The sequence below is a fragment of the Acrocarpospora sp. B8E8 genome, from assembly GCF_039871605.1.
Classification (GTDB): Bacteria; Actinomycetota; Actinomycetes; order Streptosporangiales; family Streptosporangiaceae; genus Acrocarpospora; species Acrocarpospora macrocephala.
In genome coordinates this window covers 36020-59992 of sequence record NZ_JBDPLV010000068.1, presented here as the reverse complement: position 1 = coordinate 59992, position 23973 = coordinate 36020, and the positions used below count along the sequence as shown (strand labels likewise).

At 68.6% G+C, this 23973-nt stretch carries 22 protein-coding genes, 4 tRNA genes and 1 riboswitch; of the genes, 12 read left to right on the top strand and 14 right to left on the bottom strand.

Features of this window, described 5'->3' with window-relative positions:
• Positions 1 to 117 precede the first annotated feature (117 nt).
• Both ABGB08_RS43210 and ABGB08_RS43205 read right to left on the bottom strand, forming a co-directional pair.
• Positions 118 to 471, bottom strand: a complete 354-nt coding sequence (locus ABGB08_RS43210) for a hypothetical protein (protein WP_347603003.1) — start codon at positions 469 to 471, stop codon at positions 118 to 120.
• Between the two features lie 82 nt (positions 472 to 553).
• On the bottom strand, positions 554 to 745 hold the full coding sequence (locus ABGB08_RS43205) for an integrase core domain-containing protein (protein ID WP_347603000.1): 192 nt from the start codon (positions 743 to 745) through the stop codon (positions 554 to 556).
• A gap of 418 nt (positions 746 to 1163) precedes the next feature.
• Here ABGB08_RS43205 and ABGB08_RS43200 point away from each other — a divergent pair, with 418 nt between their 5' ends.
• Positions 1164 to 1358, top strand: a complete 195-nt coding sequence (locus ABGB08_RS43200; protein ID WP_347602997.1) for a helix-turn-helix domain-containing protein — start codon at positions 1164 to 1166, stop codon at positions 1356 to 1358.
• A gap of 73 nt (positions 1359 to 1431) precedes the next feature.
• On the top strand, positions 1432 to 2550 hold the full coding sequence (locus ABGB08_RS43195; protein ID WP_347602994.1) for a tyrosine-type recombinase/integrase: 1119 nt from the start codon (positions 1432 to 1434) through the stop codon (positions 2548 to 2550).
• A 231-nt stretch (positions 2551 to 2781) separates the two neighbouring features.
• Here ABGB08_RS43195 and ABGB08_RS43190 read toward each other — a convergent pair.
• The 6 genes from ABGB08_RS43190 to ABGB08_RS43165 all read right to left on the bottom strand — a co-directional run bounded on the left by ABGB08_RS43190 (position 2782) and on the right by ABGB08_RS43165 (position 7087).
• Positions 2782 to 2853, bottom strand: a tRNA-Val gene (locus ABGB08_RS43190).
• A 10-nt stretch (positions 2854 to 2863) separates the two neighbouring features.
• Positions 2864 to 2935: transfer RNA gene (locus tag ABGB08_RS43185), tRNA-Gly, on the bottom strand.
• A 75-nt stretch (positions 2936 to 3010) separates the two neighbouring features.
• Positions 3011 to 3084 (bottom strand) — tRNA-Cys (locus ABGB08_RS43180).
• A gap of 1 nt (position 3085) precedes the next feature.
• A tRNA-Gly gene (locus ABGB08_RS43175) sits at positions 3086 to 3157 on the bottom strand.
• Between the two features lie 220 nt (positions 3158 to 3377).
• Positions 3378 to 5687, bottom strand: coding sequence for an ABC transporter permease (locus ABGB08_RS43170; protein ID WP_347602991.1), 2310 nt, complete (start codon positions 5685 to 5687; stop codon positions 3378 to 3380).
• 47 nt (positions 5688 to 5734) lie between these two features.
• A complete protein-coding gene (locus ABGB08_RS43165; protein WP_347602988.1) occupies positions 5735 to 7087 on the bottom strand; it encodes a M14 family zinc carboxypeptidase in 1353 nt (450 codons plus the stop codon).
• 316 nt (positions 7088 to 7403) lie between these two features.
• Here ABGB08_RS43165 and ABGB08_RS43160 point away from each other — a divergent pair, with 316 nt between their 5' ends.
• Complete coding sequence (locus ABGB08_RS43160) at positions 7404 to 7667, top strand: hypothetical protein (RefSeq protein WP_155347942.1); 264 nt, start codon at positions 7404 to 7406, stop codon at positions 7665 to 7667.
• 1 nt (position 7668) lies between these two features.
• Positions 7669 to 9489, top strand: coding sequence for a glutamine--fructose-6-phosphate transaminase (isomerizing) (gene glmS / locus ABGB08_RS43155; RefSeq protein WP_155361192.1), 1821 nt, complete (start codon positions 7669 to 7671; stop codon positions 9487 to 9489).
• A gap of 40 nt (positions 9490 to 9529) precedes the next feature.
• Here glmS and ABGB08_RS43150 read toward each other — a convergent pair whose 3' ends face one another.
• Complete coding sequence (locus ABGB08_RS43150) at positions 9530 to 9868, bottom strand: STAS domain-containing protein (RefSeq protein ID WP_347603006.1); 339 nt, start codon at positions 9866 to 9868, stop codon at positions 9530 to 9532.
• Between the two features lie 73 nt (positions 9869 to 9941).
• On the opposite strand from ABGB08_RS43150, the gene ABGB08_RS43145 reads away from it, so the two are divergent.
• The 4 genes from ABGB08_RS43145 to ABGB08_RS43130 all read left to right on the top strand — a co-directional run bounded on the left by ABGB08_RS43145 (position 9942) and on the right by ABGB08_RS43130 (position 14370).
• Positions 9942 to 10760 carry a putative hydro-lyase gene (locus ABGB08_RS43145; protein WP_347602983.1) on the top strand — a complete coding sequence of 273 codons (819 nt, stop codon included), beginning with the start codon at positions 9942 to 9944 and terminating at the stop codon, positions 10758 to 10760.
• Positions 10761 to 10839: 79 nt separating this feature from the next.
• Positions 10840 to 12087 carry a family 16 glycosylhydrolase gene (locus tag ABGB08_RS43140; protein ID WP_347602980.1) on the top strand — a complete coding sequence of 416 codons (1248 nt, stop codon included), beginning with the start codon at positions 10840 to 10842 and terminating at the stop codon, positions 12085 to 12087.
• A 96-nt stretch (positions 12088 to 12183) separates the two neighbouring features.
• The gene (locus tag ABGB08_RS43135) at positions 12184 to 12831 is read left to right on the top strand and encodes a hypothetical protein (RefSeq protein WP_347602977.1); all 648 of its coding nucleotides are present in this window, start codon (positions 12184 to 12186) and stop codon (positions 12829 to 12831) included.
• 177 nt (positions 12832 to 13008) lie between these two features.
• Positions 13009 to 14370: a cellulose binding domain-containing protein gene (locus ABGB08_RS43130; protein WP_347602974.1), complete on the top strand. Its 1362-nt coding sequence runs from the start codon at positions 13009 to 13011 to the stop codon at positions 14368 to 14370.
• A 64-nt stretch (positions 14371 to 14434) separates the two neighbouring features.
• Here the strand turns inward: ABGB08_RS43130 and ABGB08_RS43125 are convergent, their stop codons facing one another.
• Genes ABGB08_RS43125 through ABGB08_RS43115 form a run of 3 tightly spaced genes read right to left on the bottom strand, consistent with a single transcriptional unit; the run spans position 14435 to position 16349 of the window.
• Entirely contained in the window at positions 14435 to 15088 is a 654-nt protein-coding gene (locus ABGB08_RS43125; RefSeq protein ID WP_347602971.1) for an ABC transporter permease subunit, read from the bottom strand.
• Positions 15085 to 15972, bottom strand: coding sequence for an ABC transporter ATP-binding protein (locus ABGB08_RS43120; RefSeq protein ID WP_347602968.1), 888 nt, complete (start codon positions 15970 to 15972; stop codon positions 15085 to 15087). The genes ABGB08_RS43125 and ABGB08_RS43120 overlap by 4 nt, the downstream gene beginning before the upstream one ends.
• Positions 15969 to 16349 carry a GntR family transcriptional regulator gene (locus ABGB08_RS43115; protein WP_155347934.1) on the bottom strand — a complete coding sequence of 127 codons (381 nt, stop codon included), beginning with the start codon at positions 16347 to 16349 and terminating at the stop codon, positions 15969 to 15971. Before ABGB08_RS43115 ends, ABGB08_RS43120 begins: the two co-directional genes overlap by 4 nt.
• A 168-nt stretch (positions 16350 to 16517) precedes the next feature.
• Between ABGB08_RS43115 and ABGB08_RS43110 the strand changes: the two genes are divergently transcribed.
• The 3 genes from ABGB08_RS43110 (at position 16518) to ABGB08_RS43100 (ending at position 20906) form a co-directional block, all read left to right on the top strand.
• Positions 16518 to 17420, top strand: coding sequence for a tripartite tricarboxylate transporter substrate-binding protein (locus ABGB08_RS43110; protein ID WP_347602965.1), 903 nt, complete (start codon positions 16518 to 16520; stop codon positions 17418 to 17420).
• A gap of 43 nt (positions 17421 to 17463) precedes the next feature.
• A riboswitch (cobalamin riboswitch) is annotated at positions 17464 to 17654 on the top strand.
• 127 nt (positions 17655 to 17781) lie between these two features.
• Positions 17782 to 19911, top strand: coding sequence for a ribonucleoside-diphosphate reductase subunit alpha (locus tag ABGB08_RS43105; RefSeq protein ID WP_347602963.1), 2130 nt, complete (start codon positions 17782 to 17784; stop codon positions 19909 to 19911).
• Positions 19911 to 20906 (top strand): ribonucleotide-diphosphate reductase subunit beta, encoded by a 996-nt coding sequence (locus ABGB08_RS43100; protein ID WP_347602960.1) that lies wholly within the window; start codon positions 19911 to 19913, stop codon positions 20904 to 20906. The genes ABGB08_RS43105 and ABGB08_RS43100 overlap by 1 nt, the downstream gene beginning before the upstream one ends.
• Here the strand turns inward: ABGB08_RS43100 and ABGB08_RS43095 are convergent.
• Positions 20826 to 21746 (bottom strand): helix-turn-helix transcriptional regulator, encoded by a 921-nt coding sequence (locus tag ABGB08_RS43095; RefSeq protein ID WP_347602957.1) that lies wholly within the window; start codon positions 21744 to 21746, stop codon positions 20826 to 20828. The two genes, ABGB08_RS43100 and ABGB08_RS43095, sit on opposite strands and share 81 nt — an antisense overlap.
• A 63-nt stretch (positions 21747 to 21809) precedes the next feature.
• Complete coding sequence (locus tag ABGB08_RS43090) at positions 21810 to 22919, bottom strand: HAMP domain-containing sensor histidine kinase (protein ID WP_347602955.1); 1110 nt, start codon at positions 22917 to 22919, stop codon at positions 21810 to 21812.
• A gap of 211 nt (positions 22920 to 23130) precedes the next feature.
• Here ABGB08_RS43090 and ABGB08_RS43085 point away from each other — a divergent pair, with 211 nt between their 5' ends.
• Complete coding sequence (locus tag ABGB08_RS43085; RefSeq protein ID WP_347602952.1) at positions 23131 to 23973, top strand: helix-turn-helix transcriptional regulator; 843 nt, start codon at positions 23131 to 23133, stop codon at positions 23971 to 23973.

Here is a 23973-nt window from a genome sequence, read left to right as displayed (position 1 = left end):
GTGTGGTAACCGCCGTTCTATGGGGTCTTGTTGCATGTCAGGGCTACGCCACGCCGTACGCGATCCATCCGTGATCCGCAGAACCGGCACCCACCGTCTCAGCATCCGAGAATGCTGTCAGCCCTGATCGAGCAGGTTGGCGACGGCCTCGGATGTTGCCTTAGTCACTTGTGACTGGATCTCTCCATACACGCGTGCCTGCACACCCGCCCTGACAGCGCTCGCTGTATCTTCCAGGCGATCGGGGCTCGCCTGCTTGCGGAGGGCGCCGATGAACGCCCGCCAAACCCCTCGCACTGAGTGTCTTGATTGGAGAAGCTCAATTTCGAGAGCCTGGGGGATGGCATTTATAGCGTCCAGCACTAGAGAGAGCTCGTCCTCGCTATCGAGATAGACGACGACAGGTAACTGCTGCCCAAGGCTTTTCACCTCGGCGTGGAGTGCGGTCTGTGGCCGGTGCTGATCTGTCATTGGGTGCCCCCTCGGTGAGACATCCATAAATCTACATTCAATCCGCAGGAAGTTCGAGAAAAGAGATTCGTCATCCACTAGATCATGGACCAGCCCCAGGCGTGCATCTGCGCCGCACGCTGACCGTGTACGACCACGACGGCGGGCATTGCCGCAGCGATTGATGCGGCCGGTGGGAGTTGTAGTGCTGGGCATACTCGATCAGCGCCGCACGCAGGTGCGCCTGGTTGTAGATGAGCATCCGGTCCAGCAGTTCCCGACAGAGCGTGCCCACCAACCTGTGCGTGCCGAGAATTGTGTCACTGGTTCTGGCCTGCGGTTTCGTCCGATGGCAGCAGGTTCGTGATGCAACTGCCGGGCAACCGGACTCTCTGCGCACCCATACCCCGGGTGTGCGCAGATGATCAAAGGATGTCGCCGGCCCATTTGCGCTATGGCATAACCCTCGCGGTCCGATCATGCACGGTCCTCGGTCGGTCTTCCGGCTCGGTTGTGCGAGATTAGCGCGATTCCTGGCCGGCTCCTGGTCAAGCAGAGGCGATACGCAACAGCCCCTGCGAGGGACCTCTTCGATCACATCGCGCGCACGCGGTCTTTCCAGCCGTGCCCAATCCGCAGGGAACTTGTCCCGGGGAAGGGTCTGGGAAGGCTTTTGTAGGTGTCAGTGGCCGGTCGTCTCGGGGCCGTACCCGATGGGTGACATCGCGGAGTCCAAGCTGCTCTACACCCCGAACGAGGCGGCCGTCCTGCTCGGGGTGAAGCCCTCCTGGCTGCGCCGCAAGGCCGCCGCCCGCGCCATCCCGTGCACCTTCCTCGGCAAGCACCTGCGCTTCTCCCGCGGCGACCTGGAGGCGATCGCCGTCGCGGGGCATCGCCCGGCGACTTGACCGGTCGCAGGCAGGGGAGCGTCGATGACCCCTACCCACCCGCCCGACCACCCAAATGAATGTGGAGGCGATCATGGCATGGTCCGAGAAACGCGGTCCCTGGTACCGGGTCCGCTACCGCGACGCCGACGGAGGCGTGCACACCACCCCCGACAAATACCCCAGCAAGAAGCACGCCGAAGCTGCCGCCCGGGATCTGGAATCCCGGCAGCGGGGCGGCTCCTTCATCGACCCCCAGGCTGGACGTGTCCCGCTGACCGACTGGGTGGCCGGCTGGCGGCGCGTGCATCAGGTCAGCCCCGGCACCCGCGCCAAGTACGATCACCACCTCGACCAACACATCCTGCCGGTCTTCGGCCAGGTCAGCCTCGATGGCATCCGGCGGATGGCGGTCAGAGAATGGGCCGCCGACTTGGCCGTCCGCTACGCCCCGGCAACGGTGTCGAGCATCGTCACGCTGCTGTCGGTAGTGCTGAACGCCGCCGTACAGGAACGGGTGATCGCGGTCAACCCGTGCCTGAACCTGAAGATCAGCAGCCGCACGAGCGGTGGCAATCCCCGTCACGGCCGCCCGATCCCGCAGGAAAAGCACATCCTTCCCATAGCGGAACGGACCGGCAGGCTTGGCGGCCGCAACGCCGAAATTCTGGTGATCATCGCGGCGTTCACCGGCATGCGCTGGGGCGAACTGGCCGGGCTGGCCCGCCCCAACTGCCGCACCAGCGAGAACATGATCTGGATCCACGCCGACGTTGGGGCGTTGCACGAGGTGCAGGGGAAGCTGTGGCTGGGCCCGCCCAAGAGCCCGGCCGCGGTTCGCCGGATCGATCTGCCGCCCTTCCTCGTCCGGCTTCTGGAGGAGGCGATGGACGCCCACGGAGACGAGCTGGTCTTCGCCGGGCCGGAGGGCGGGCGGCTGCGCCGCTCCAACTTCGCCCGCCGGATCTGGCGGCCCGCCTGCGACGACGGCCCCCACATCCTTCCCGGCGCGGTCTTTCACGGGCTGCGGCATCTGCACAAGTCGGTCCTGATGGAGGTCGGCGTTCCTCGCGTGCTGCAGTTCGAGCGGCTGGGGCACGAGCTGGGCGGCATGGACGGCGTCTACGGTCACGTCACCGAGGCGATGCGCACCCGTCTGATGGATGAGCTGCAGCGCCGCTGGCGCAAACTTGGCAAGGGTCGGAAACGGTGATTCGGCGGTGGCCGGCGGACCGCTGAAGGGTCTGCTCGGGGTGTGCTCCGAGGGAGCAGAAATGCTCCCGGTTTCGGGGTGACCTCTACCCGGCTAAACCGGGCAGACCGCTACCGATCGGGGTAGTGGTCTTGATCTTCCGGGAGCAGTGTGCTCCCGTTTTGCTCCCGATTCCATGGTCAACAATCTTCAAAAAGAAAATCCCAGGCTGCCAGCCTGGAATTTCTTGGGTGGACGATACTGGGATTGAACCAGTGACCTCTTCCGTGTCAGGGAAGCGCTCTCCCGCTGAGCTAATCGTCCGGGAACTGCGAGCGGAAGACGGGATTCGAACCCGCGACCCTCACCTTGGCAAGGTGATGCTCTACCACTGAGCCACTTCCGCGTGGTCGTTGAGGGGCTGACCCTCAGCGACGCTGGTCTTACTTTAGCGGACTTCGCGGGGTTTCCGTGACGACCTTGGAGGTGGAGACGGGATTTGAACCCGTGTACGCGGCTTTGCAGGCCGCTGCCTCGCCTCTCGGCCACTCCACCGAGCGGAAGACGGGATTCGAACCCGCGACCCTCACCTTGGCAAGGTGATGCTCTACCACTGAGCCACTTCCGCGAGCATCCGGGCTGAACCCGGGCTACGGAGAAACCTTAGCGCGTTCTGGCCGTACTCGTGCGCACCGGCGGGGGCAGCGCCCGTTTTGGCGTCTCAGGGAAGAGGTGCCGCAATCCAGCGGAACACCGCGGTTGTCGCCTCGGCCGAACGCGGGTCCGGCGTCTGGCTTTGGGGCGAGCCCTGGCGGCTCACCGGCTTGGTGGGTGAAGTACATGAGCGATCAGGCGGAGCGTAGGCAGGTGCTGACGGAGTAGCGGGTGACGCGCCGGATGGGGTGGATGGCCAGGAGCGTGGCCAGGGTGAGGACGGTGGGGATCAGGAGGAGTGTCGTGGGCAGGGCGAAAGGTGGGGCGTACCAGAGGGGGGTGATGTCGGTGACCACCCGCCACAGGATGCGGCCCAGCGCCAGGCCGAGGGGGATTCCGAAGAGGAGACCGATGGTCGCGACCGTGGTCGCCTGGGTGAAGATCGCTTGGCGGCATTGGCGTGGGGTGAGGCCGAGGGCGCGCATGGTGGCGATGGCGTGGCGGCGGCGGTGGATGCCGGTGGCCAGGGTGTGGCCGTTGACGCCCAGGGCGAGGAGGGCCAGGAAGGCGCCGAAGGCCAGTGGCAGCATCAGGATGTTGCTGATCTGGGTGTGCTGGATCGGTGTCAGGGGCGGTTCGAACTGGGTGGCGAGGCGCTGGGTGACGGCGGCGGGATCGGCTCCGGTGCGGAGTGCCAGCAGGACCTGGTGGAACTTGAAGAAATTGTCGGGGAAGAGCCGCTGGTAGCCGGCGCCGGTGACCCAGCCACCCGCGGCGTAACCGTTGTGGGGGCCTTCGGGGACGAACACGATGCCGGTCACCGTGAGCCGGCTGGTGGCCCTCGCCTTCAATGTGATGATATTTCCGATTTTGGAGGAGGAGTCGCGGGCGGAGTCCGGTGCCAGGGCGATCTCGTCGGGGGCTGTGGGCATGCGGCCCGCCAGGACGACCACCGGGAAGGGGCGCGTGTAGGTGTAAAGGGTGACCGACGTGGCGCCCACGGTTCCCACGCCGATCCGGGCGTCGTTGACCGCCAGCACGTCCGGATCCCGGGCCCAGGTCGCGAGCGGCGCGGGCGCGAAGTCCTGACCGTCCCACCCCGCCCAGGCGGTCAGCTGGAAGGTCTGGCCGAATCTGGCCAGGTCGTCATACGCGTCCACGGCCCCGGCGCGGAAGGTCAGCGCCGCCACCACGCCGAGCACGCCGACGACCGCGCTCGCCAGCGCCGGCCGGGCGGACAGCGAGGACCCACCCCGGCTCCCCGATTCCAGCGCGAACCGCACACCAAGCCCGACCGGTACGGGCAACCCGAGCCGATCCACCACCCTCACCAGAGCCGGCCGCCGCTGCCTGACGGCCGCCGGCCGCTGCGCGACCTCAGCGGCCAGCCCATACCGTACGGCAGAGCCGGCCGCCCCCACCGCCACCAGCACCATGATCGCCGCGACCGCGCCGAAAACCGCCACGTCAGCGCGTACCCCCGGATGAGGTTCGACGCCCCCCGCACCCCCGATCGGGAACAGCGGCGAAACCGCCAGCGCGGCGGCTATCCCGGCGGCGCACCCGCCGAGAGCGGCCAGCCCAGGGCCGGCGGCAGCCGCCAGCACCGCCTGCCGTGGCGTCAGCCCGAGCACCCGCAAAACCGCCAGATTTCCGGCCGAACCGGTCACATACCGCGTCACGGCCTGGCCGGTCAGCGCCAGCGCGCACACCAGCGCGGCCAGCGCCATCCCGCCCAGGACGGCGGCCTCGAACGTGTTGGCCTGCGCACTCTTGCGCGCCATCATCGCCAGATCGAGGATCTCGACGTCGTCGCGGCCGGTGAGCTTCGCGAACGCCTGCCGGAATTCCGGGAGGGCGGACTCCCCGCCCGTCAGCCGGATGATGGCGTTGGCCACGCCCCCCGAGCTTTTCATCATGGCGGCGTGATACCGCTCGGCGAAGGCGGTGGTCGTGCTGAGTTCGGGGCTGTTCAGGAGGATCGGCATGCGGATGACTCCGACAATCCGGAGAGGCTGCCGCACGCCCTCGGCCAGCGCGACGACCGTGTCCCCGAGCTTGACGTGATGGGCGGTCAGGAACGGCTCGGAGACCACGGCTTCGTCCACCCGCGCGGGATCGGCCATGCGCCCGGCCAGCACGACGGGATGTTCCATCGCCGTCGTGAACTCCTTGTCCGTCGACGGGTAGCTCACGAACGCCCCGGGCAGCCCCTCCAGGGTGACGTCGGAGAGGAGGAAGGACCCGACGGCGGCCACTCCGGGCAGGCGGCGGACCGCGTCCCAGTCGAAGCCCTCCTGGTTCGGCTGGGCCATGGCGTGCGCGGGCAGCGTGATGGCCCGCAGCCGATCCATCGCCGAGTCGCCGCGCCTGGCCCCGGCCGCGGCCGCCATCACCGTCCCCGAACCCACGGCCACCAGCAGGCCCAGCAGCACCAGGGCTCGTATCCGGCCGCGCAGGTCCAGCCGCAGCCAGGTCCACACCGGAGCCAGCGTTGAGGTCACTCCGCCATTGAGCCGGACGGCGTCCGCACCGCCTAGAGGGATAACCCTCAGGTTCGCAGCGCGTGGTGCGCGCCCGCGAGAATCGCGCCGTACTGCAGGGCCACCAGGTGCTTGATCGGGATCGTCTGGTCGGAGGTCTGGGACTCCGCGTCCGCGCACCATTTCTCGTACGTCTCCGACAGCGTGCGCGCGTGCCGCCGGATCGCGGGGGTCGCGTTGCCGATGGCGATCTCGCCGTCGAGCGCGCGGAGCAGGATGCCGCCGAACCTGAGCCGGTAGCTGTGCACCAGGTCACGGCAGGAGGACCGTTCCGCGGCGGTGGCGGGGCGGTCGGAGAGCCGGTCGGCGGCGCGTTGCTCGTCGGTGGTGGCGACGCCCGCGAGCATCGGGATGAAGAAGCGGCTGGCCCGGATGAAAGGGGATTTTGTCGCCAGATCGGCGGAGACTCCGGCGAGGGTCTCGTCCAGGACGGTGACCGTGTCGCGCAGGTCGGCGGCCTGGGCGCGGATCAGGTCGGCGTAGACGATGTCGGTCGGCGAGGTGTCGCCCGCGGCGGGGTCCATCCAGTACGGAAGCTCCGCGGTCAGGCAGAGCGTGCCGTACCGGGAGGCGTAGGTGTCGCTGGCCGAGCCGATGATCAGCTCGGTGGGGTCCTGGCCGAGGGCCTCGGCGTAGTCGTACGTGCGCTCCATCTGGGGGGTGAGGAAGATCGCGGGAGCGAGCTGGGTGATGGCGGGGTGTTCGGGTTCGCCGACGTGGAGGGGCAGGCCGTACAGGCCGGGAAGTTCGGTCAGGATCGCCTGCAACTCGGGTTCGGGCCGGGAGAGGTAGTAGAAGACGCCGCCGAGTTCGCCGTTGTGCAGGGTGGTCATGAACGCGGGGCGGGTGGCGTCGATCAACCGCATCAGCGCCAGCGTTTCCGGCATGACCCGGTCGAAGTAGGAGCGTTTGTAGGCGAAGGGGAAGGTCCATTCGACCTGTTCGTCCCCGGCGGGGCGGTAGAAGTGGCGGCCGTAGTGCGCCTTGGTGAAGGGCCCGGCGAACCAGCCCTCGTTGAGGCGGGTGCCGTCGGGGTCCAGGCAGCCGACGATGTGCCAGGTCGCGGCCTTGCGCAGGGAGGGTTCCGCGCAGAGCCGGGCGGCCAGATGCACGACGGTGAGGCCGCCGATCGGTTCGTTCGGGTGCGGGCCCGCGGCCACGACCACGTCGCGGGGCCCGTCGCCGACGGTCAGGCAGAGCATGGGATCCCCGAGCCGGGAGGTGCCCACCCGCCGGATCACGGCGGAGTCAGGATGGGCGGCGGCCAGGCGGATGAGGCCGTCGTGGACCTCGTCCACGGTGGCGAAACGATCATAATCGGGTACGGAGTCGAGTTCGCGGCATAACACGGGATCGAGCACCCACCTAGTTTGCCGATCGGGCCCGATCTGTCACATCGTGAGGGGATCCAAGCCGGACCCCACAGACTTGTCGTGATGCGTTAATGGATGCCCATAAATCCGGATAAATCCCATTAAGGTGTGACCGTGTGGAGTCGGCTGGCGACCCATCGGATGCGCTCCTGCTTCGCCAGGATTCACGGCAATCCGACTGAACCCCTCCCGACCCGTCAACTGACCCCGACTGACGCCTCTCGGTATAGTTTTCCAAGAATCCTGCCCGATTTCGGGCAGGATTCTTGGAAAACGACGCCCGCTCTCCGTAAGGTCCTGTCCTGTGCCGCATGATGACCTGATCGCGCACCTCACCCGGACCACCCCACTCGGTCCGGGCGAAGCCGCGCGGGTGGTCGCCGACGTGCTGGCGTATTTCGGCGAACCCGTCGAGGAATACGTCCGCCGCCGGCACGCCGAACTCAGGTCACGCGGCCTGGCGAACGACGAGATCTTTCGCCGCATCGCCGCCGAGCTGCCGGCCCGGCGGGTCACGGCGCCGGAGCTGTCCCCGCGACAACTCCGCCGAATTATCTATGGAGGGTGACATGTGCGGAATCGTGGCCTATGTAGGACCAAAGGACGCTGCTCCGATCCTGCTCGAAGGGCTGCAGCGGCTTGAATACCGGGGGTACGACTCCGCGGGCGTCGCGGTCGTCGCGGCGAAAGCGCTCAAGATACGCAAAGTAAAAGGCCGGGTCGCGGACCTCGCCGCCGCGGTCCCGGCCAGATTCAAGGGCACCCTCGGCATCGGCCACACCCGCTGGGCCACCCACGGCGTGCCCAGCGACATCAACGCGCACCCGCACCCGTCCGCCGACGAGCGCATCGCCATCGTGCACAACGGGATCATCGAGAACGCCGACGCGCTCCGCCAGCGCCTGGAGGCCGACGGCGTCACTTTCGTGAGTGAAACCGACTCCGAGGTGCTGTCCCATCTGATCGCGCGTACGGCCAAGGAGACTGAAAGCCTTGAGGAGGCGGTGCGGCGGGCGCTGAAGCTCGTCGTCGGCACGTATGGAATCGCGGTGATCGACGCCGAGCGGCCCGGCGAGGTCGTGGTGGCTCGCAACGGCAGCCCGATCGTGCTCGGCATCGGTGAGAAAGAGATGTTCGCCGCCTCCGATGTAGCCGCTCTGGTCCGCTACACCCGTCAGGTCGTGCACCTGGAGGACGGCGAACTCGCGGTTCTGCGCGCCGACGGATTCTCCACCTTCACCAGCGACGCCAGGGAAACCGCGAAGGAGCCGTTCACGGTCGACTGGGACACCGGCCACTACGACACCGGCGGCTACGAGCACTACCTGCTCAAGGAGATCTCCGAGCAGCCGGACACGGTCGGGCGCACCCTCCGCGGCCGGATCGACGACCGCTTCCACATCGCGCACCTGGGCGGCCTCAACATGGACGCCCGCGAATCCCGCTCATTCCGCCGCGTGAAAATCATCGGCTGCGGTTCCGCGTACTACTCGGGCCAGATCGGCGCGCAACTCATCGAGGAACTCGCCAGAATTCCCGCCGACGCGGAGCCCGCGTCGGAATTCCGGTATCGCAGCCCGGTCGTGGAGGCCGACACGCTGTACATCGCGATCAGCCAGTCGGGGGAGACCTATGACACGCTCGCGGCCGTGCAGGAATTGAAGCGCAAGGGCGGGCGCGTTCTCGGCATCGTCAACACGGTCGGCAGCGCGATCGCCCGGGAATGCGACGGCGGCGTTTACCTGCACGCGGGCCCCGAGGTATCGGTCGCCTCCACGAAGGCGTTCACCTCGACCTCGGCGGCGTTCGCCCTGCTCGCGCTGCACCTGGGCCGGGTCAGGGACCTGTCGCCCGCCGACGGGCGCCGGATCTGCGACGGACTGCGCCGCCTGCCCGAGCAGATCAAGGAAATGCTCACCCAGGAGGAGCACATCCGCGAACTCGCCATGCGCTACGCGAAGGACGCGGCGGGAATGATGTTCGTCGGCCGGGTGCGCGGTTATCCCGTCGCCCGCGAAGGCGCCCAGAAACTCAAGGAAATCTCCTACGTGCACGCCGAGGCGTATCCCGCGAGCGAACTCAAGCACGGGCCGCTCGCCCTCATCGGCCCGGAAATGCCCACCGTCGCGATCGTCCCCGACGACGAACTCCTGGACAAGAATCTCACCACGCTGGGCGAGATCCGCGCCCGCAGCGGCCGCATTCTCATGGTCGGCCACCGCACCGCCGACCAGGCCGACGACTGCATCGTGGTCCCCAAGAACGAAACCGAACTCGACCCGATTCTCCTGACCATTCCGCTGCAGCTCTTCGCCTACCACGCCGCCGTCGCCCTCGGCCGCGACGTGGACAAACCCCGCAACCTCGCGAAGAGCGTCACCGTCGAATAACGCCTTTGCGGTCCGGTACGGCACTCGCCGTACCGGACGCTCAGCTGCGGACAGCGGTAAGCGCGCTGTCCATCGTGGAGTATGTGGTCATCCCGCCCACGCGGCCGGTGATTCCGAGCAGGTAGAACGAGCGCTCGAGGCGGGGGGAGAGCCCGCACACCGCGACCCGGTCGCCCATGCCGAGCCGCCGGTAGACGTCGAGGATCACGCGTACGCCGCTGCTGTCCATGAAACGCAGTTCCGCGAGGTCGAACAGCAGCCGCTCCGGGTCCAGCTCCACGACCTCCTCGACGTGCTTCCTGAACTCGGCTTCGGCCGCGATGTCGAGTTCTCCCCAAACCTTGATCACAGTGAAGGGAGGACGGTGTTCGGTGGACACGCGGAAGTATTGCACCTGACTCACCCCCGATGAGTACCCCACACAGCAGCCTACGCGGCGGCTATTTTGGCTGATGTCTGGGTATGCGGAGGTCGGAGGTGCGATGACGCCGGACGAAGCGCGGGCCCGGTTCCGGGGCGGGCTGCGGGTGCCGACCGCCGGGTTGTGTCCCGGGTGGACGCAGGCCAACCTCCTTGTGGTGCCGCGGGCGTATGCGTACGACCTGCTGCTGTTCGCGCAGCGTAACCCGCGCGCCTGCCCGGTCCTGGACGTGGGGGACGAGGGCGCCGTCCAGACGTCGATCTTCCGTGGTGACCTGCGTACGGACCTGCCGGGATATGTCGTGTACGAGGACGGCGTGCCGGTGGCGGAGCTGTCCGATGTCACCGCGTTCTGGCGGGCCGATCTGGTGCCGTTCCTGTTCGGCTGCAGCTTCACGTTCGAGGACGCGCTGGTGCGGGCCGGTGTTCCCGTCCGGCACCTGGAGGCGGGGTCGAACGTGCCGATGTACCGGACCGGAATTCCGTGCCGCCCGGCGGGCGCGCTGTCGGGGCCGCTGGTGGTGTCGATGCGCCCGGTTCCGGCGTCGCTGGTCGCCATGGCCGTACGGGTGACATCGCGCTATCCGGCGGTGCACGGCGCGCCCATCCACGTCGGCGAGCCGGAGGAACTGGGCATTCGCGACCTGAAGGCGCCCGACTTCGGAGACCCCGTGGAGATACGCCCGGGTGAGGTGCCGGTCTTCTGGGCGTGCGGCGTGACGACCCAGGCGGCGGCGATGGCCAGCGGCGTCAGGTTCGCGATCGGGCACGCGCCCGGTCACATGGCGATCACGGACGCCCGTGACAGCGACTACAACGCGGGCGTGATCACGGGGAACAGCGCGAATTAAAAGGAAACCTTCCTATTGACAACGTCTATGACGACGGTGTTACATCCTCTTAATTTAAGCACTAAAGTACCCACGGTCCGTGCCCGGATGGACCAAACCGGAGGTCTCCATGCGCAAACCCCGGCTTCTCCTCACGGCCGCGGCCATGCTCCTCGCCCTGACCAGCGGCCTGGTCGCCCTCACTCCGGCCGAAGCCGCCATCGGCCCGGTCACCTGGTCCGACGAGTTCAACGGCGCCGCCGGCACCTCCATCGACGGCTCCAAGTGGAAATTCGACATCGGTGGCGGCGGCTGGGGCAACAACGAGCTGCAGTACTACACCAACTCCACCCGCAACGTGTCCCACGACGGGCAGGGCCACCTGGCCATCACCGCCCGCCGGGAGAACCCGTCCAACCTCCAGTGCCACTACGGAACCTGCCAGTACACCTCCGGCCGGATCCTGACCGCCGACCGGTTCAGCCAGGCGTACGGCCGATTCGAGGCCAGCATCAAGATCCCCCGGGGCCAGGGCATCTGGCCGGCCTTCTGGACGCTCGGCGGCAACAACTGGCCCACCACCGGCGAGATCGACATCATGGAGAACGTCGGCAGCACGCCCAACACCGTCTACGGCACCGTGCACGGCCCCGGCTACTCCGGCGGCAGCGGCGTCGGCGGCAGCCGCACGATCGGCGCGCCGCTCGCCGACGGCTTCCACAACTACCGGATCGACTGGTCGCCCAACCTCATCATCTGGTACCTGGACGGCTCGGAGTACTTCCGCGTCACGCCCGCCGGCATCCGCGGCAACCAGTGGGTCTTCGACCACCCGTTCTTCATGATCCTGAACGTGGCGGTCGGCGGTAACTGGCCGGGCAGCCCGAACGCCAGCACCACGTTCCCGCAGACGATGCTGATCGACTACGTCCGCGTCTCCGCCTGGACCAACGACAACCCCGGCACCGGCAACGCGCTGAAGTCGAACCTGAACGGCCGCTGCATCGACATTCCCAGCGCCAACCCCGTCGACGCCGCCCGGCTGCAGATGTGGGACTGCAACGGCACCGTCGCCCAGCAATGGTCGATCAACGGCGACGGCACGATCCGCGCGATGGGCAAGTGCATGGACGCCGCGGCCGCCGGAACCGCCAACGGCACGCCGATCCAGCTCTACACCTGCAACGGCACCGCCGCCCAGCGCTTCACCCTCACCGCCGCCGGTGACCTGATCAACCCGGCCTCCAACCGGTGCGTGGACATCGTCGACGTCAACCCCGCCGCCGGCGCACGCCTGCAACTCTGGGACTGCGCCGGCACCGCCAACCAGAAGTGGACCCGCGCCTAGATCCAACGCGAAAGGCCGTCAGCACCCGCTGACGGCCTTTCCGTACTTGAGTGCGGGTACTCATGACACCGGGAATTCCCCGGCGATTCTGGTCTTATGAGCATCCAAACCAGGCGCATCGTCGCGTGTGCGTTCGGCGGGGCGGCGCTCTGCGCCATCCCCGGCGTCATCCTCGCGCAAGAGCTGTCAGTGTACGTACAGCAATGCTGGCGCATGTCCGGCCCCGTCGCGATCCCCATGGAAGCCTACGAATCCGGTTTCTCGGGATGCGTCTCGCTCCCCGTGCTCCCGTTCGGCCTGCCCCTGGGACTGATCGGCGGCGCCCTGACCGGCTGCGCGGCCGCACCCCTGCTGACCTCCCGCCGTTCCACGCCCAACCGGGCGGCGGCCCTCCTCATCCTGATCGCGGCGGTCCTCGCGGTGCTCGCCTTGTGGCGCTTCAGCCAGGAGGCCATCGAAATGGACACCCTCCTGGTCGCGCCCCTCTGGATCGCCACCCTGCTCGCGGAAGCACTCCTGGTGAACCTGGCCGCGGGCCTGCTCCGCGGCAGCGGCCGCGCCCGCTGGACCGCGTTCGTCCTGTTCCTCTGGATCGGCTTCATCACCGTTCCGAGATTCGCCACGGCGACCCAACGGGGAGACGGCCTGGATCTGCTCTTGATCGGCGCGCTGGCGCTGATCTCGGTGAGCACGCTCGTTCTCCTGCTCGCCCCGGAAAGCCGGAGGACCGCGACAGAGACCTGAGTGACTTTACGTGGACACCGCCGACCGTGCTGGCATCCGGTTCACGCAGCTGTAACTTTCAGCCTGTATGCGGTGTTCCAGCAGGTGGACACGGAACGCGGCCAACGGTCCTTAGGCGACTGGCCCGCCCCGATCTAGCGTCTCTGGGAGCGCTCCCAACGCCCCCCAGGAGGACCCGTGAAACGCTTGAAAGGCATAGGTCTGGCCGTCGTCCTGCTCCTCGGGACGGTCGTCGGCGTCGCGACGCCCGCGAACGCGGCCCCGGTGATCTGTGAGACGTTCGGTTCGACCAGCATCCAGTCCGGCCGGTTCATCGTCATGAACAACGTCTGGGGCGCCAGCACGCCCCAGTGCATCGACGTGAACCAGGCGGGCGGCTTCACCATCCAGTCCGCAGGCCACAACAACGCCACCAACGGCGCCCCGGCCGCCTACCCGGCGATCTACGCGGGCTGCCACTACGGCAACTGCTCGACCGGCAGCAGCCTGCCCATGCAGGCCAGCAACGCGGCGTTCAACAACATCCGCAGCAGCGTGAGCTACACCTACCCGAGCAGCGGCACCTACAACGCCTCCTACGACCTGTGGTTCGACCCGACCCCCAGGACCAACGGCCAGAACACCGGCGCCGAGGTCATGATCTGGCTCAACCGGGCGGGCCCGATCCAGCCCATCGGCTCCCAGGTGGCCACGGTCACGCTGGCGGGCGTGACCTGGCAGGTCTGGTTCGGCAACGTCGGCTGGAACGTGATCTCCTACGTCCGGACCACCACCGGCACCACGCTGGACTTCAACATCAACACCTTCTACACCGACGCGGTGAACCGCGGGTACGCGCAGCGCAGCTGGTACCTGACCAGCGTCCAGGCCGGTTTCGAGCCCTGGGTCGGCGGCGCGGGCCTGACCGTGAACAACTTCACCTACACCACCACGGGTGGCGGCGGCGACACCAGCCCGCCCACCGCCCCGGGCAACCTGACCGCCTCGGGCACCACCGCCAACAGCACCAACCTGTCCTGGTCGCCCTCCTCCGACAACGTCGGCGTGGCCGGATACACGATCTTCCGCAGGCAGGGCACCACCGGCACCTTCACCAACGTCGGCACCACGACGGGCACCACGTTCGCCGCCACCGGCCTGACGGCGTCGACACAGTACCAGTTCTACGTGGTGGCTCGTGACGCGGCCAACAACAACTCCCCGCAGTCGAACACCGTCTCGGTCACCACCACCGGCGGCGGCACCGGGACCGGCACCTGCACGGTCCACTTCGACGCGTGGAACAACGGCTACGTCGCGCAGATCACCGTCAACGGCCCGCGCTCCGGCTGGTCGTTCGCCTTCACCCTGCCGTCCGGTCACGCTCTGACCGGCAGCTGGAACGCCCAGTTCACCACCAGCGGCTCGAACATCACCGCCGCCAACCTGTCCCACAACGGAAACCTGTCCGCCGGTCAGTCGACCAACTTCGGTTTCCAGGCCACCAGGCCGAACGGCAACACCCAGCTGCCGACCATCCCCGGCTGCACGGTCGTCTGACCGTCCAGCCCTCCCTGGGCCCGCGCCTTCGACCTCCAGGCGCGGGCCCAGCCCTTCAACTCCCTCAGGCCGGATCCCGGCGCGCGGTCAGCCACCAGGCGGCGACGCCCATCACCCCCGCGATGGCGACCAGGATCCCCGCCTCCACCGACTGCAGGATCCAGATGTCCGCCGCGGTCCAGTGGGACACCGCCTGCGACCGGTTGCGCGACCCCTCGGCGATGAACTGGCTGGCGGCCACGCCGAAGAACGCCGCCGCCATCGCCACCGTGGTCCTGCGGGTGATCGCGCTCCACAGCAGCCCGGTCGCGACCGCGAACACCGCCCACGCGTACGGCACGGACCCGGTCAGCGGGTACATGACGCTGTCCACCTCAAGGGTGAACTCCGGCGTGACGAACCCGACCAGCGTGCTGATGTACGCCGTGGTGGCCAGCGCCAGGCTCAACGCCACGACCACCTGCCAGAGGAACCACTGTGATCGGGAGACGCTCTGGGTCCAGGCGAACTGGTGGGTGCCGCGCTCGTACTCCCGGGAGACGATGGGCGCGCCCAGGAAGACGCCGAACACGAGCGGGATGTAGGCGAAGACCATCGCCGACAGGCCGCTCAGCACGGGGGCGTAGAGCTCCATTCCGCTGAGGCCGCCCCACAGGACGAAGATCAGCATCATCCCGATGATCCGGCCACGATGCTGCCGGAACGCGAGCCAGCTCATGCGACGTCACCTCTCTCCGCGAGCACGGGCGGCGGGTAGAGCGTGACGTCGGGGGAGCGCATGTAACCGAGCACCACGTCCTGCAGGGACAGCTCGCGCGCGGTCCAGCGCGGGTCGTGGACCGGGTCGCTCAGCCGGGCGAGCAGGCTCGTCTGGCGTTCGGTCCGGTGCTCGCCGATCACCTCGTACGACCCGCCGGGAACGGTTCCGGCCGGCCCGACCAGCAGGCGATGCCCCTGGAGGATCTCCTCGATGTCCCCGGCCACCTGCACCCGGCCCCGGGACAGCAGCACCAGGTGATCGCACACCTCCTCGAGTTCGGCGATCACGTGCGAGGAGAGCAGCACGGTCATGCCGGTGTCGGCGACGGCCATCATCAGGCCTTCCATGACCTCGTGCCGGGCCAGCGGATCCAGGCTGGCGAGCGGCTCGTCCAGCACGATCAGGTCGGCCCGCTTGGCCACCGCGAGGGTGATCGCCACCTGGGCGCGCTGGCCGCCGGACAGGGTGTGCACGCGGGCCCGGCCCGGGACGTTCAGGTCGTTCAGCCGGCGGGTGGCGCCCTTGGCGTCGAAGCGCGGGTTGAGCCGCTCGCCGACGCGGATCATCTCGGCGACGGTGAACTCGTCATAGAGGGGTTTGTCCTGGGCCACGTACGCCACCCGCTCCAGCGTCTCGCCGTACGGCTCCTGGCCGAAGACGCGCAGCTGGCCGGTGGTGGGCCGGCTCAGTCCTACGGCCACCCGCATCAGGGTGCTCTTGCCGGCGCCGTTGGGGCCGACCAGGGCGACGACCCGGCCTTGCGGCACGCTCAGGAAGACCTCGCGCAAGCCCCAGGTGTCGCGGTAGCGCTTGCCGAGCCCGGCGGCCTCCAGGGCGATCATGCGATCTCCCTGCGGTGGCCGGAGAGCGCGAATTCGAGCAGCGAGCGCATGTCGTCGTCGCCGAGCCCCGCCTCACGGGCGGTGGCCACCCATTCGCCCAGGGAGGCTTCCAGCTCCGGGTCGTGCGGCGCGACCAGCGAGCGCCGGACGAATGTCCCCAGACCGGGCAGCGCCTCCACCAGGCCGCGCGCTTCCAGTTCCCGGTAGGCGCGCAGCACGGTGTTGGGGTTGATGGCCAGCCGCCCGACGACCTGCTTGGCGGTCGGGAGCTGGTCGCCCGGCATCAGCAGCCCGAGCCGCAGCGCGTGCTCGACCTGCTGGATCAGCTGGGCGTACGTGGCCGTGCCCGACTTCCGGTCGAGCGTGAAATCGATCAAGGTTCACCTCATTCCATTAATGCATTAGTTAATTGACGATTGGTCGCCCTGTCAACCCCGCCCGATGTGACGTTATGTCCTGAGTTATACGCTTAGTGTCACTATGGGAGGAAGTGGTGGGATTTGCGGCGTCGCCGGTTTCTCGCGTGGGGAGCGGGAACGCTCGCTGTGGCCCTGGGTTGCGCGCCCGGGCCGGATCGGAGGTTCGCCCGGCCCGTCCTCCTGTTCGTCCCGGCGCCGGCGGGGGACCTGTTTCCCCGGGCTTTCGCGACCATGGCCGAAGCGCGCGGCCGGCTCCCCAAGATCATGATCGCCCCGTGCGACGGCGGCATCGTGACGATCGCCGAGTTCGCCCGGGCCCGGCGTTCCGACCGGCTGATGGTGGCCGGGCCCGCGCTGGTCGCGGCCGCGGCGGGCAACGACGCCGGCGCGCTCATCGCCAGTACCACGCCGCTGGCCAGGATGGCCGGGGAGTGGCTGCTGTTCGTCGCCGCGCCGCGCTCCCGGTTCCGCGACTTCGACGGCCTGGCCAGGACGCTGCTCCGCGATCCCGCCTCGGTCGAGATGGCCGGCCGCGGCCCCGGCAGCCCCGACCATGTCCTGTACGGTCTGACCGCCCGCGGCCTCGGCGCGGACGCCCGGCTGCTCAGATACGCCCCTTTCGCCGACACCCCCCAGGTGGCCGCGGCCCTCCTGGACGGCAGGTTCGCGGTCGGTATCGGCGGCTACCGCGACCTGGAGCCCCGCCTGCGGACCGGCGTGCTCCGGGCGCTCGCGGTGTCCGCCCCCGAACGGATTCCCGGCGTGGACGCGCCGACCTTGATGGAATCCGGCGCGCGTCTCACGTACGCGAACTGGCGGGGGCTGCTCGCGCCCGGCGCGCTCGCCGACGAGGACAGGACCCGGCTGCTGGACGCCTGCCACGACCTCGGCGACTCGGCGGCCTGGCGGCACCTCCTGCTGCGGAACCGGTGGGCGCCCATGTATCTGGCCGACGCCGATTTCCGGGCGTGGCTGGCCACCGAAGCGTACCGCGCCAGGGACGTACTGGCCGATCTTGGGGTGCTTTAGAACACAACTTGTTGGGGTTGCGGATCTGCACGGCACTAGATGTAGGATTCTCGACGTTGCTGGTTCACTCCTCAGAGGGGTGTGAAAAGGGAACCCGGTGTGATTCCGGGACTGCCCCGCAGCGGTGAGCGGGAACGACCGCCGTCACAGGCACTGGGCGCGCACGCGCCTGGGAAGCCACGGCCAGTAGGACGCCCGCGAGTCCGAAGACCTGCCAGCGGCCGACGCGCGGGCCGATGCCCGCGCCGGGTTGTGCCGGGCCTCGTGGGAGGGCCCGCCGACGAGCCGCGCGGTCCTTCGCGTGCTCCGACGCGTGCCGAAACCCCGGACCCGGGGGTGCCGGACTCGCGAGGGAGAGCAGATGACCGATCGATGGGCGATGATCGAGGCCGCGGCGGCCGGGGTGATCACCGATCCGGGGAACTCGAAACGGGCCGCCCGGCTGCTCGGCGAGCTGATCGCCGACGAGGCCGCCGCCGAAGGGGTGCGCACGTTCGCGGAGTCGATCGCCGCGACCCACCGGGCCGGGCTGATCCAGGACCGGCTGGCCGATTTCGTCGCCGCGCACGCGGACAAGCTGAACGAGCTGATCGGCGACGACAACCGGTTCGAGTATTTCGGCCTGCGCACCGTTTACGACCGCTACCTGCTCCGCCACCCCGGAACCCGCCGCGTGCTGGAACGCCCGCAGCACTTCCTCCTCCGGGTCGCCTGCGGCCTGGCCGGGACCGTCGCCGAAGCCGACGAGCTCTACCGCCTGATGGCCGACTTCGCCTACCTGCCCAGCTCGCCCACCCTGTTCAACTCCGGCGCGCGCCGCCCCCAGCTGTCCTCGTGTTTCCTGCTCGACTCGCCCCGGGACGAGCTGGAGGGCATCTACGAGCGATACGCCCAGATCGCCAGGCTGTCCAAGTACGCGGGCGGCATCGGCGTCTCCTGGAGCCGCGTCCGCTCCCGGGGCAGCCTGATCCAGGGCACCAACGGTCTGTCCAACGGCATCGTGCCCTGGCTGCGCACCCTCGACGCCTCCGTGGCCGCCGTCAACCAGGGCGGCAGGCGCAAGGGCGCGGCCTGCGTCTACCTGGAGACCTGGCACGCCGACATCGAGGAGTTCCTGGAACTGCGCGACAACACCGGCGAGGACGCCCGCCGGACGCACAACCTCAACCTGGCCAACTGGGTGCCGGACGAGTTCATGCGCCGCGTCGAAGCCGACGAACCCTGGTCCCTCTTCGACCCCAAAGAGGTTCCCCACCTCATCGACCTGTACAGCTCCGCCTTCGACACCGCCTACCGCGCCGCCGAAGCCGAGGGCCGCTTCGTCAAGCAGTTCCCGGCCCGCACCCTGTACGGCCGGATGATGCGCACCCTCGCCCAGACCGGCAACGGCTGGATGACCTTCAAGGACGCCGCCAACCGCACCTCCAACCAGACGGCGCTCCCCGAGAACGTGATCCACCTGTCCAACCTGTGCACCGAGATCCTGGAGGTCACCACCGACCGCGAGACCGCCGTCTGCAACCTCGGCTCCATCAATCTGGCCGCCCATCTCACGCCGGACGGCGTCGATCTGGTACGGCTGCGCGCGACCGTGCGCAGTGCCGTACGCGTCCTGGACCGCACGATCGACCTGGGCTTCTATCCGACGCCCGAAGCAGAGGTCGCCAACCTTCGCTGGCGGCCGATCGGGCTCGGCGTGATGGGCCTGGCCGACGTGTTCTTCGCGCTGCGGCTGCCGTTCGACTCGCCGGAGGCCCTGGCGCTCTCCACCCGGATCGCCGAGGAGATCGCGCTCGCCGCGTACGCGACCTCCGCCGACCTGGCCGAGGAACGCGGCCCGCACCCCGCCTACGCCGACACCCGCGCCGCGCGCGGCGTCCTGCACCCGGATCATTTCGACGTTCCCGGCAGCCCCGAGTGGGATCGCCTGCGGGCCAGGATCGCGCGAACCGGGTTGCGCAACTCGCTGCTCGTCGCCATCGCCCCGACCGCCACCATCGCGTCCATCGCCGGCTGCTACGAATGCGTCGAGCCCCAGGTCTCCAACGTCTTCAAACGCGAAACCCTCTCCGGCGAGTTCCTCCAGGTCAACCGCTACCTCGTACGCGATCTCCAGGCGCGCGGGCTGTGGACCCAGCGGATCAGGGACGCGATCAAACGCGCCGACGGCTCGGTTCACGACATTCCCGAAATTCCCGGCGACCTCAGACTGCTCTACCGGACGGCGTGGGAGCTCCCGCAGAAGGCGCTCATCGACCTGGCGGCGGGGCGGCAGCCGTACATCGACCAGGCGCAGTCGCTCAACCTGTTCATGGCCGCGCCGACGATCGGCAAGCTCTCCTCCATGTACGCCTACGCCTGGAAGAGCGGCCTGAAAACGACGTACTACCTGCGCTCCCGCCCGGCCACCCGCATCGCGCAGACCACCGTGGCCGCCGAAGCGGTGGCCTGTTCGCTGGAGAACCCCGAGACCTGCGAGGCGTGCCAGTAATGCTGCTCGACCCTGGAATGGACCTGACCCTGCGCCCGATGCGCTACCCCGAGTTCTACGAGCGCTACCGGGCCGCGATCCGCAACACCTGGACGGTCGAGGAGGTCGACCTGCACACCGACCTCGCCGACCTGGCCAGACTCGGCCCCGGCGAGCGGCATCTGATCAACCGCCTGGTCGCGTTCTTCGCCACCGGCGACTCGATCGTCGCCAACAACCTGGTGCTCAACCTCTACCAGCACGTCAACGCCCCCGAAGCCCGCCTCTACCTGAGCCGCCAGCTGTTCGAGGAAGCCGTCCACGTGCAGTTCTACCTGACCCTGCTGGACACCTACCTGCCCGACCCCGCCGAACGCGCCAAAGCCTTCGCCGCCGTCGAGCACATCCCCTCCATCCGCGCCAAAGCCGAGTTCTGCTTCCGCTGGATCGACTCCATCGAAGGCCTCTCCCGCCTGGAGACCCGCGACGACCGCCGCGCCTTCCTGCTCAACCTGGTCTGCTTCGCGGCCTGCATCGAGGGCCTGTTCTTCTACGGCGCCTTCGCCTACGTCTACTGGCTCCGCTCCCGCGGCCTGCTCAACGGCCTGGCCGCCGGCACCAACTGGGTCTTCCGCGACGAATCCATGCACATGGAATTCGCCTTCAGCGTCATCGACACCGTACGCGCCGAGGAACCCGGCCTCTTCGACGCCACCTTCGCCACCCAGGTCACCCGGATGATCGAGGAAGCCGTCGCCGCCGAACTCTCCTTCGCCCACGACCTCTGCGGCGAAGGCCTCTCCGGCCTCACCGCCCCCCAAATGGGCGACTACCTGCAATACGTCGCCGACCAGCGCCTAACCCGCCTCGGCCTCCCCACCCGCTACGGCACCCCCAACCCATTCCCCTTCATGGAACTCCAGGACGTCCAGGAACTAGCCAACTTCTTCGAACGCCGCGTCTCCGCCTACCAGACCGCGATATCCGGCAACGTCACCTTCGACGAGCCCTTCTGACCACGTCGCGTCAGGCGTCTGGGCGACCTTGTCCGCCAGTTCCCTCAGCGCCCGCTCGGCGTCGCTGCCCGGCTCGGCCGTCAGGGCGATGAACTTCTGGCTGGTGCCGCTGACGGAGAGCACCTCCCAGGAAAGGGTGAGGTCGCCCACCGTCGGATGGCGCAACTCCTTGACCTCCTCGGCGCGCACCCGCACCTCGTGGAGGGCCCAGATGCGGCGGAACTCCTCGCTGTGGACGGTGAGCTCCTGCACCAGCCCGCGCAGGTACGGATCGTCGAGGCCGGCCGCCGCGGCCGAGCGCAGCTGGGCTGTCTTCGCGCGGGCGTTCTTCTCCCAGTCAGGGTAGAAATCGGTCGCACCTGGGCTGAGGTAGATCATGCGCAGGCAGTTGTCGAGGTTGGTCATGCCCTCGTACACGGCCTCGAGCAGAGGGTTGACGGCCAGCACCTCCAGGCGGCGGCCGACCACCATCGCGGGCACGTGGCGGGACAGGTTGACGAGCTGGAGCAGGCTGGGACTGACTTGCTCCATGCCGTATGTCGCTGCCTGGGGGCGGGCCCAGGGGTGGGCGAGCGAGAAGAGATAGCCGGTGGCGTCGGGGTCCATGCGCAGCACTCGGGCCAGGGCGCTCAGCACCTGGGCGGAGGGGTTGCGTTCGCGTCCCTGTTCCAGCCGGATGTAGTACGAGGTGCTGACCCCGGCGAGCATGGCCACCTCCTCACGTCGCAGCCCTGGGGTGCGGCGGGAGAAGGCGTGCAGGAAGCCCGCCTGTGCTGGACTGGTGGCCTCGCGCCGGGCCCGCAGGAACTCGCCGAGCAGATTGCTCTTACCGTTGTCCATTTCATCACCATATGTCGCTTATGTTCGGCTAGCTGACAGTCCGGTGTCCCATCAGTGGGGTTCTTACTTCAGGGCTGTCACTTCCTGCTGTGCGGGGACGGGTCCGAAACGAGGAGCGACCGGCTGGTCGAGTCGCGGGATGCGCAGGACGAAGCGAGCGCCCTTGCGTGAGTCCTCAAGGGTGAGGGTGCCCCGATGATTGCGGGCGATGTCGCGGGTGATGGCCAGGCCGAGGCCGCTGCCGCCGGTGTCGAGGCGGCGGGCGTCGTCGAGGCGGGTGAAGGGTTCGAAGACGCGCTGGCGGTCGGCGGGGGGAATGCCGGGCCCGTCGTCGGTGACGGCGATGACGGCCTGGCCGTCGGCGGTGGTCAGGGTGAGGTCCACCGCGGTGCTCGCGTGGCGGCGGGCGTTGCCGAGAAGGTTGGTCAGGGCGCGGATGAGCTGGATGCGCGACCCGCAGATCCACACGTCGCCCTGGGCGTGCAGCCGCACCGGTGCGCCGAGGGAGTGCGTCCTGTTCGTCCGGGCTGTCTCCTGGGTGAGAAGTTCGGTGAGGTCGATGAGCTCGCGCGAGGTGGCGGTGTCCGTACGGGCCTGGGCGAGCAGGTCGGTGACGATGGTGTCGAGGCGGTCGGCGGTGCTCAGCGCCGTGCGCAGGGTGCGGTGGAGGTCGGTGTCCTCGGGATGTTCGAGGGCGTACTCGAGTTCGGCGTGCAGCCCGGCGATCGGGTTGCGCAGCTCGTGGGAGGTGGTGGCGGCGAAGCCGCGTTGCCGGGTGACGGCCTCGCCGAGGCGGGCGAGGGTGCGGTTGGCGGTCCGGACCAGCTCGGCGATCTCGTCGTCACCCGGCGGGACGGGCATGCGGCGGCCGAGATCGTTCGCGGTGATCTCGTCCATGTGGGTGCGGATGGCCTGGATGGGACGCAGCGCGCGGCCGATGGCCCACCAGGTGGTGGCGCCCGTGCCGGCGGTCAGGACCAGAGTGAGGGCGGCTATGAGGTATTCGAGGTCGCGCCCCTGGAGCAGGCCCTTGACCTGGGTGTCCGCGTCCAGGGCGGACCGGACGCGCAGGCAGACGGTCGCGCCCAGCACGGTCAGGATGATCAGGGCGAGCAGCGACGCGGCCGCGGTGCAACGCCCACGGATGGATCGGGGACGGCGGAAGATGGTCACGTTTCTCTCCGGAAGGGATAGGTCTGCGGCTCGCGAGGCGGCGGCCGTGGTCAGTTCGCCCGGGCGGTGAGGCTGCCCAGGAGCGCGCGCACATCACCATAGGTCGGGGCGGCTCGCCCAGGGTGACCGCAGGACTCCCACGCACCCGCTGTGGCGCTGACTGACCGTGGCACACCCAGTCAAATCCGACAGAACGGACATACGGTTAGGTATGGCCAATGACAGACTGCTCGGCGAGTTCCTTCGCGCCCGGCGTGAGGTCACCACTCCCGCTCAGGTGGCACTGCTGGACGTCGGACTGCGCAAGACGCCGGGGCTGCGACGGGAGGAGGTCGCGATGCTGGCCGGAGTCAGCACCGACTACTACGTCCGCCTCGAACAGGGACGTGAACGCCACCCGTCCGACCAGGTGCTCGGCGCCCTGGCGGACGTGTTCGGCCTCGGCACGGACGCCACGGCCCACCTGTACGCCCTGGCGCACACGGACATGCCGGCCCATCAGGAGCCACGCCTCCCGGCCGCCGCCAAGGCGCAGGTCAGCCCGCGCCTGATCCGGCTGATGCACAGCTGGCCCAGGACACCGGCCATCGTGATGAACCGGTGCATGGACGTGCTGGCCGTCAACCCGTCGGCCGCGGCCTTCTACGGACGAGGGCTGCGCGCGGAGCTGGGCGTGGGCGACAACCTGCTGCGCAGGATGTTCCTCGATCCGGCCGCGCGGGAGTTCTGCCGCGACTGGGAGTCCGCCGTGCGCGACAAAGTCGCCCACCTTCGCGCCACGATCGGCCGGGACCTCGACGACCCGCGCCTGACCGAGCTGATCGGCGAACTGTCCGGCCGGAGCGGCGACTTCCGCCGCGTGTGGGCCCGGCACGACGTAGAGGTCGGGAATCCCCGCACCAGACGCTTGCGTCATGACGATGTCGGGGAGCTGACGGTCACCTACGAGACGTTCTCCGTCGTCGGCGCCCCCGGCCAGCAACTGATCACCATCCAGGCCACCCCCGGCAGTCCCTCCGCGCACGCGCTCGCCGTCCTCTGCCGCGCCGGATGA

Excerpts from the sequence above, each read along its gene's own strand:
- ABGB08_RS43145 (WP_347602983.1), top strand. The coding sequence starts at position 9,942 with ATGTCTGGGTATGCGGAGGTCGGAGGTGCGATGACGCCGGACGAAGCG.
- ABGB08_RS43200 (WP_347602997.1), top strand. The coding sequence starts at position 1,164 with ATGGGTGACATCGCGGAGTCCAAGCTGCTCTACACCCCGAACGAGGCG.
- ABGB08_RS43105 (WP_347602963.1), top strand. The coding sequence starts at position 17,782 with ATGACCGATCGATGGGCGATGATCGAGGCCGCGGCGGCCGGGGTGATC.
- ABGB08_RS43210 (WP_347603003.1), bottom strand. The coding sequence starts at position 471 with ATGACAGATCAGCACCGGCCACAGACCGCACTCCACGCCGAGGTGAAA.
- ABGB08_RS43125 (WP_347602971.1), bottom strand. The coding sequence starts at position 15,088 with ATGAGCTGGCTCGCGTTCCGGCAGCATCGTGGCCGGATCATCGGGATG.
- ABGB08_RS43120 (WP_347602968.1), bottom strand. The coding sequence starts at position 15,972 with ATGATCGCCCTGGAGGCCGCCGGGCTCGGCAAGCGCTACCGCGACACC.
- ABGB08_RS43135 (WP_347602977.1), top strand. The coding sequence starts at position 12,184 with ATGAGCATCCAAACCAGGCGCATCGTCGCGTGTGCGTTCGGCGGGGCG.
- ABGB08_RS43195 (WP_347602994.1), top strand. The coding sequence starts at position 1,432 with ATGGCATGGTCCGAGAAACGCGGTCCCTGGTACCGGGTCCGCTACCGC.
- glmS (WP_155361192.1), top strand. The coding sequence starts at position 7,669 with ATGTGCGGAATCGTGGCCTATGTAGGACCAAAGGACGCTGCTCCGATC.
- ABGB08_RS43100 (WP_347602960.1), top strand. The coding sequence starts at position 19,911 with ATGCTGCTCGACCCTGGAATGGACCTGACCCTGCGCCCGATGCGCTAC.
- ABGB08_RS43095 (WP_347602957.1), bottom strand. The coding sequence starts at position 21,746 with ATGGACAACGGTAAGAGCAATCTGCTCGGCGAGTTCCTGCGGGCCCGG.
- ABGB08_RS43085 (WP_347602952.1), top strand. The coding sequence starts at position 23,131 with ATGGCCAATGACAGACTGCTCGGCGAGTTCCTTCGCGCCCGGCGTGAG.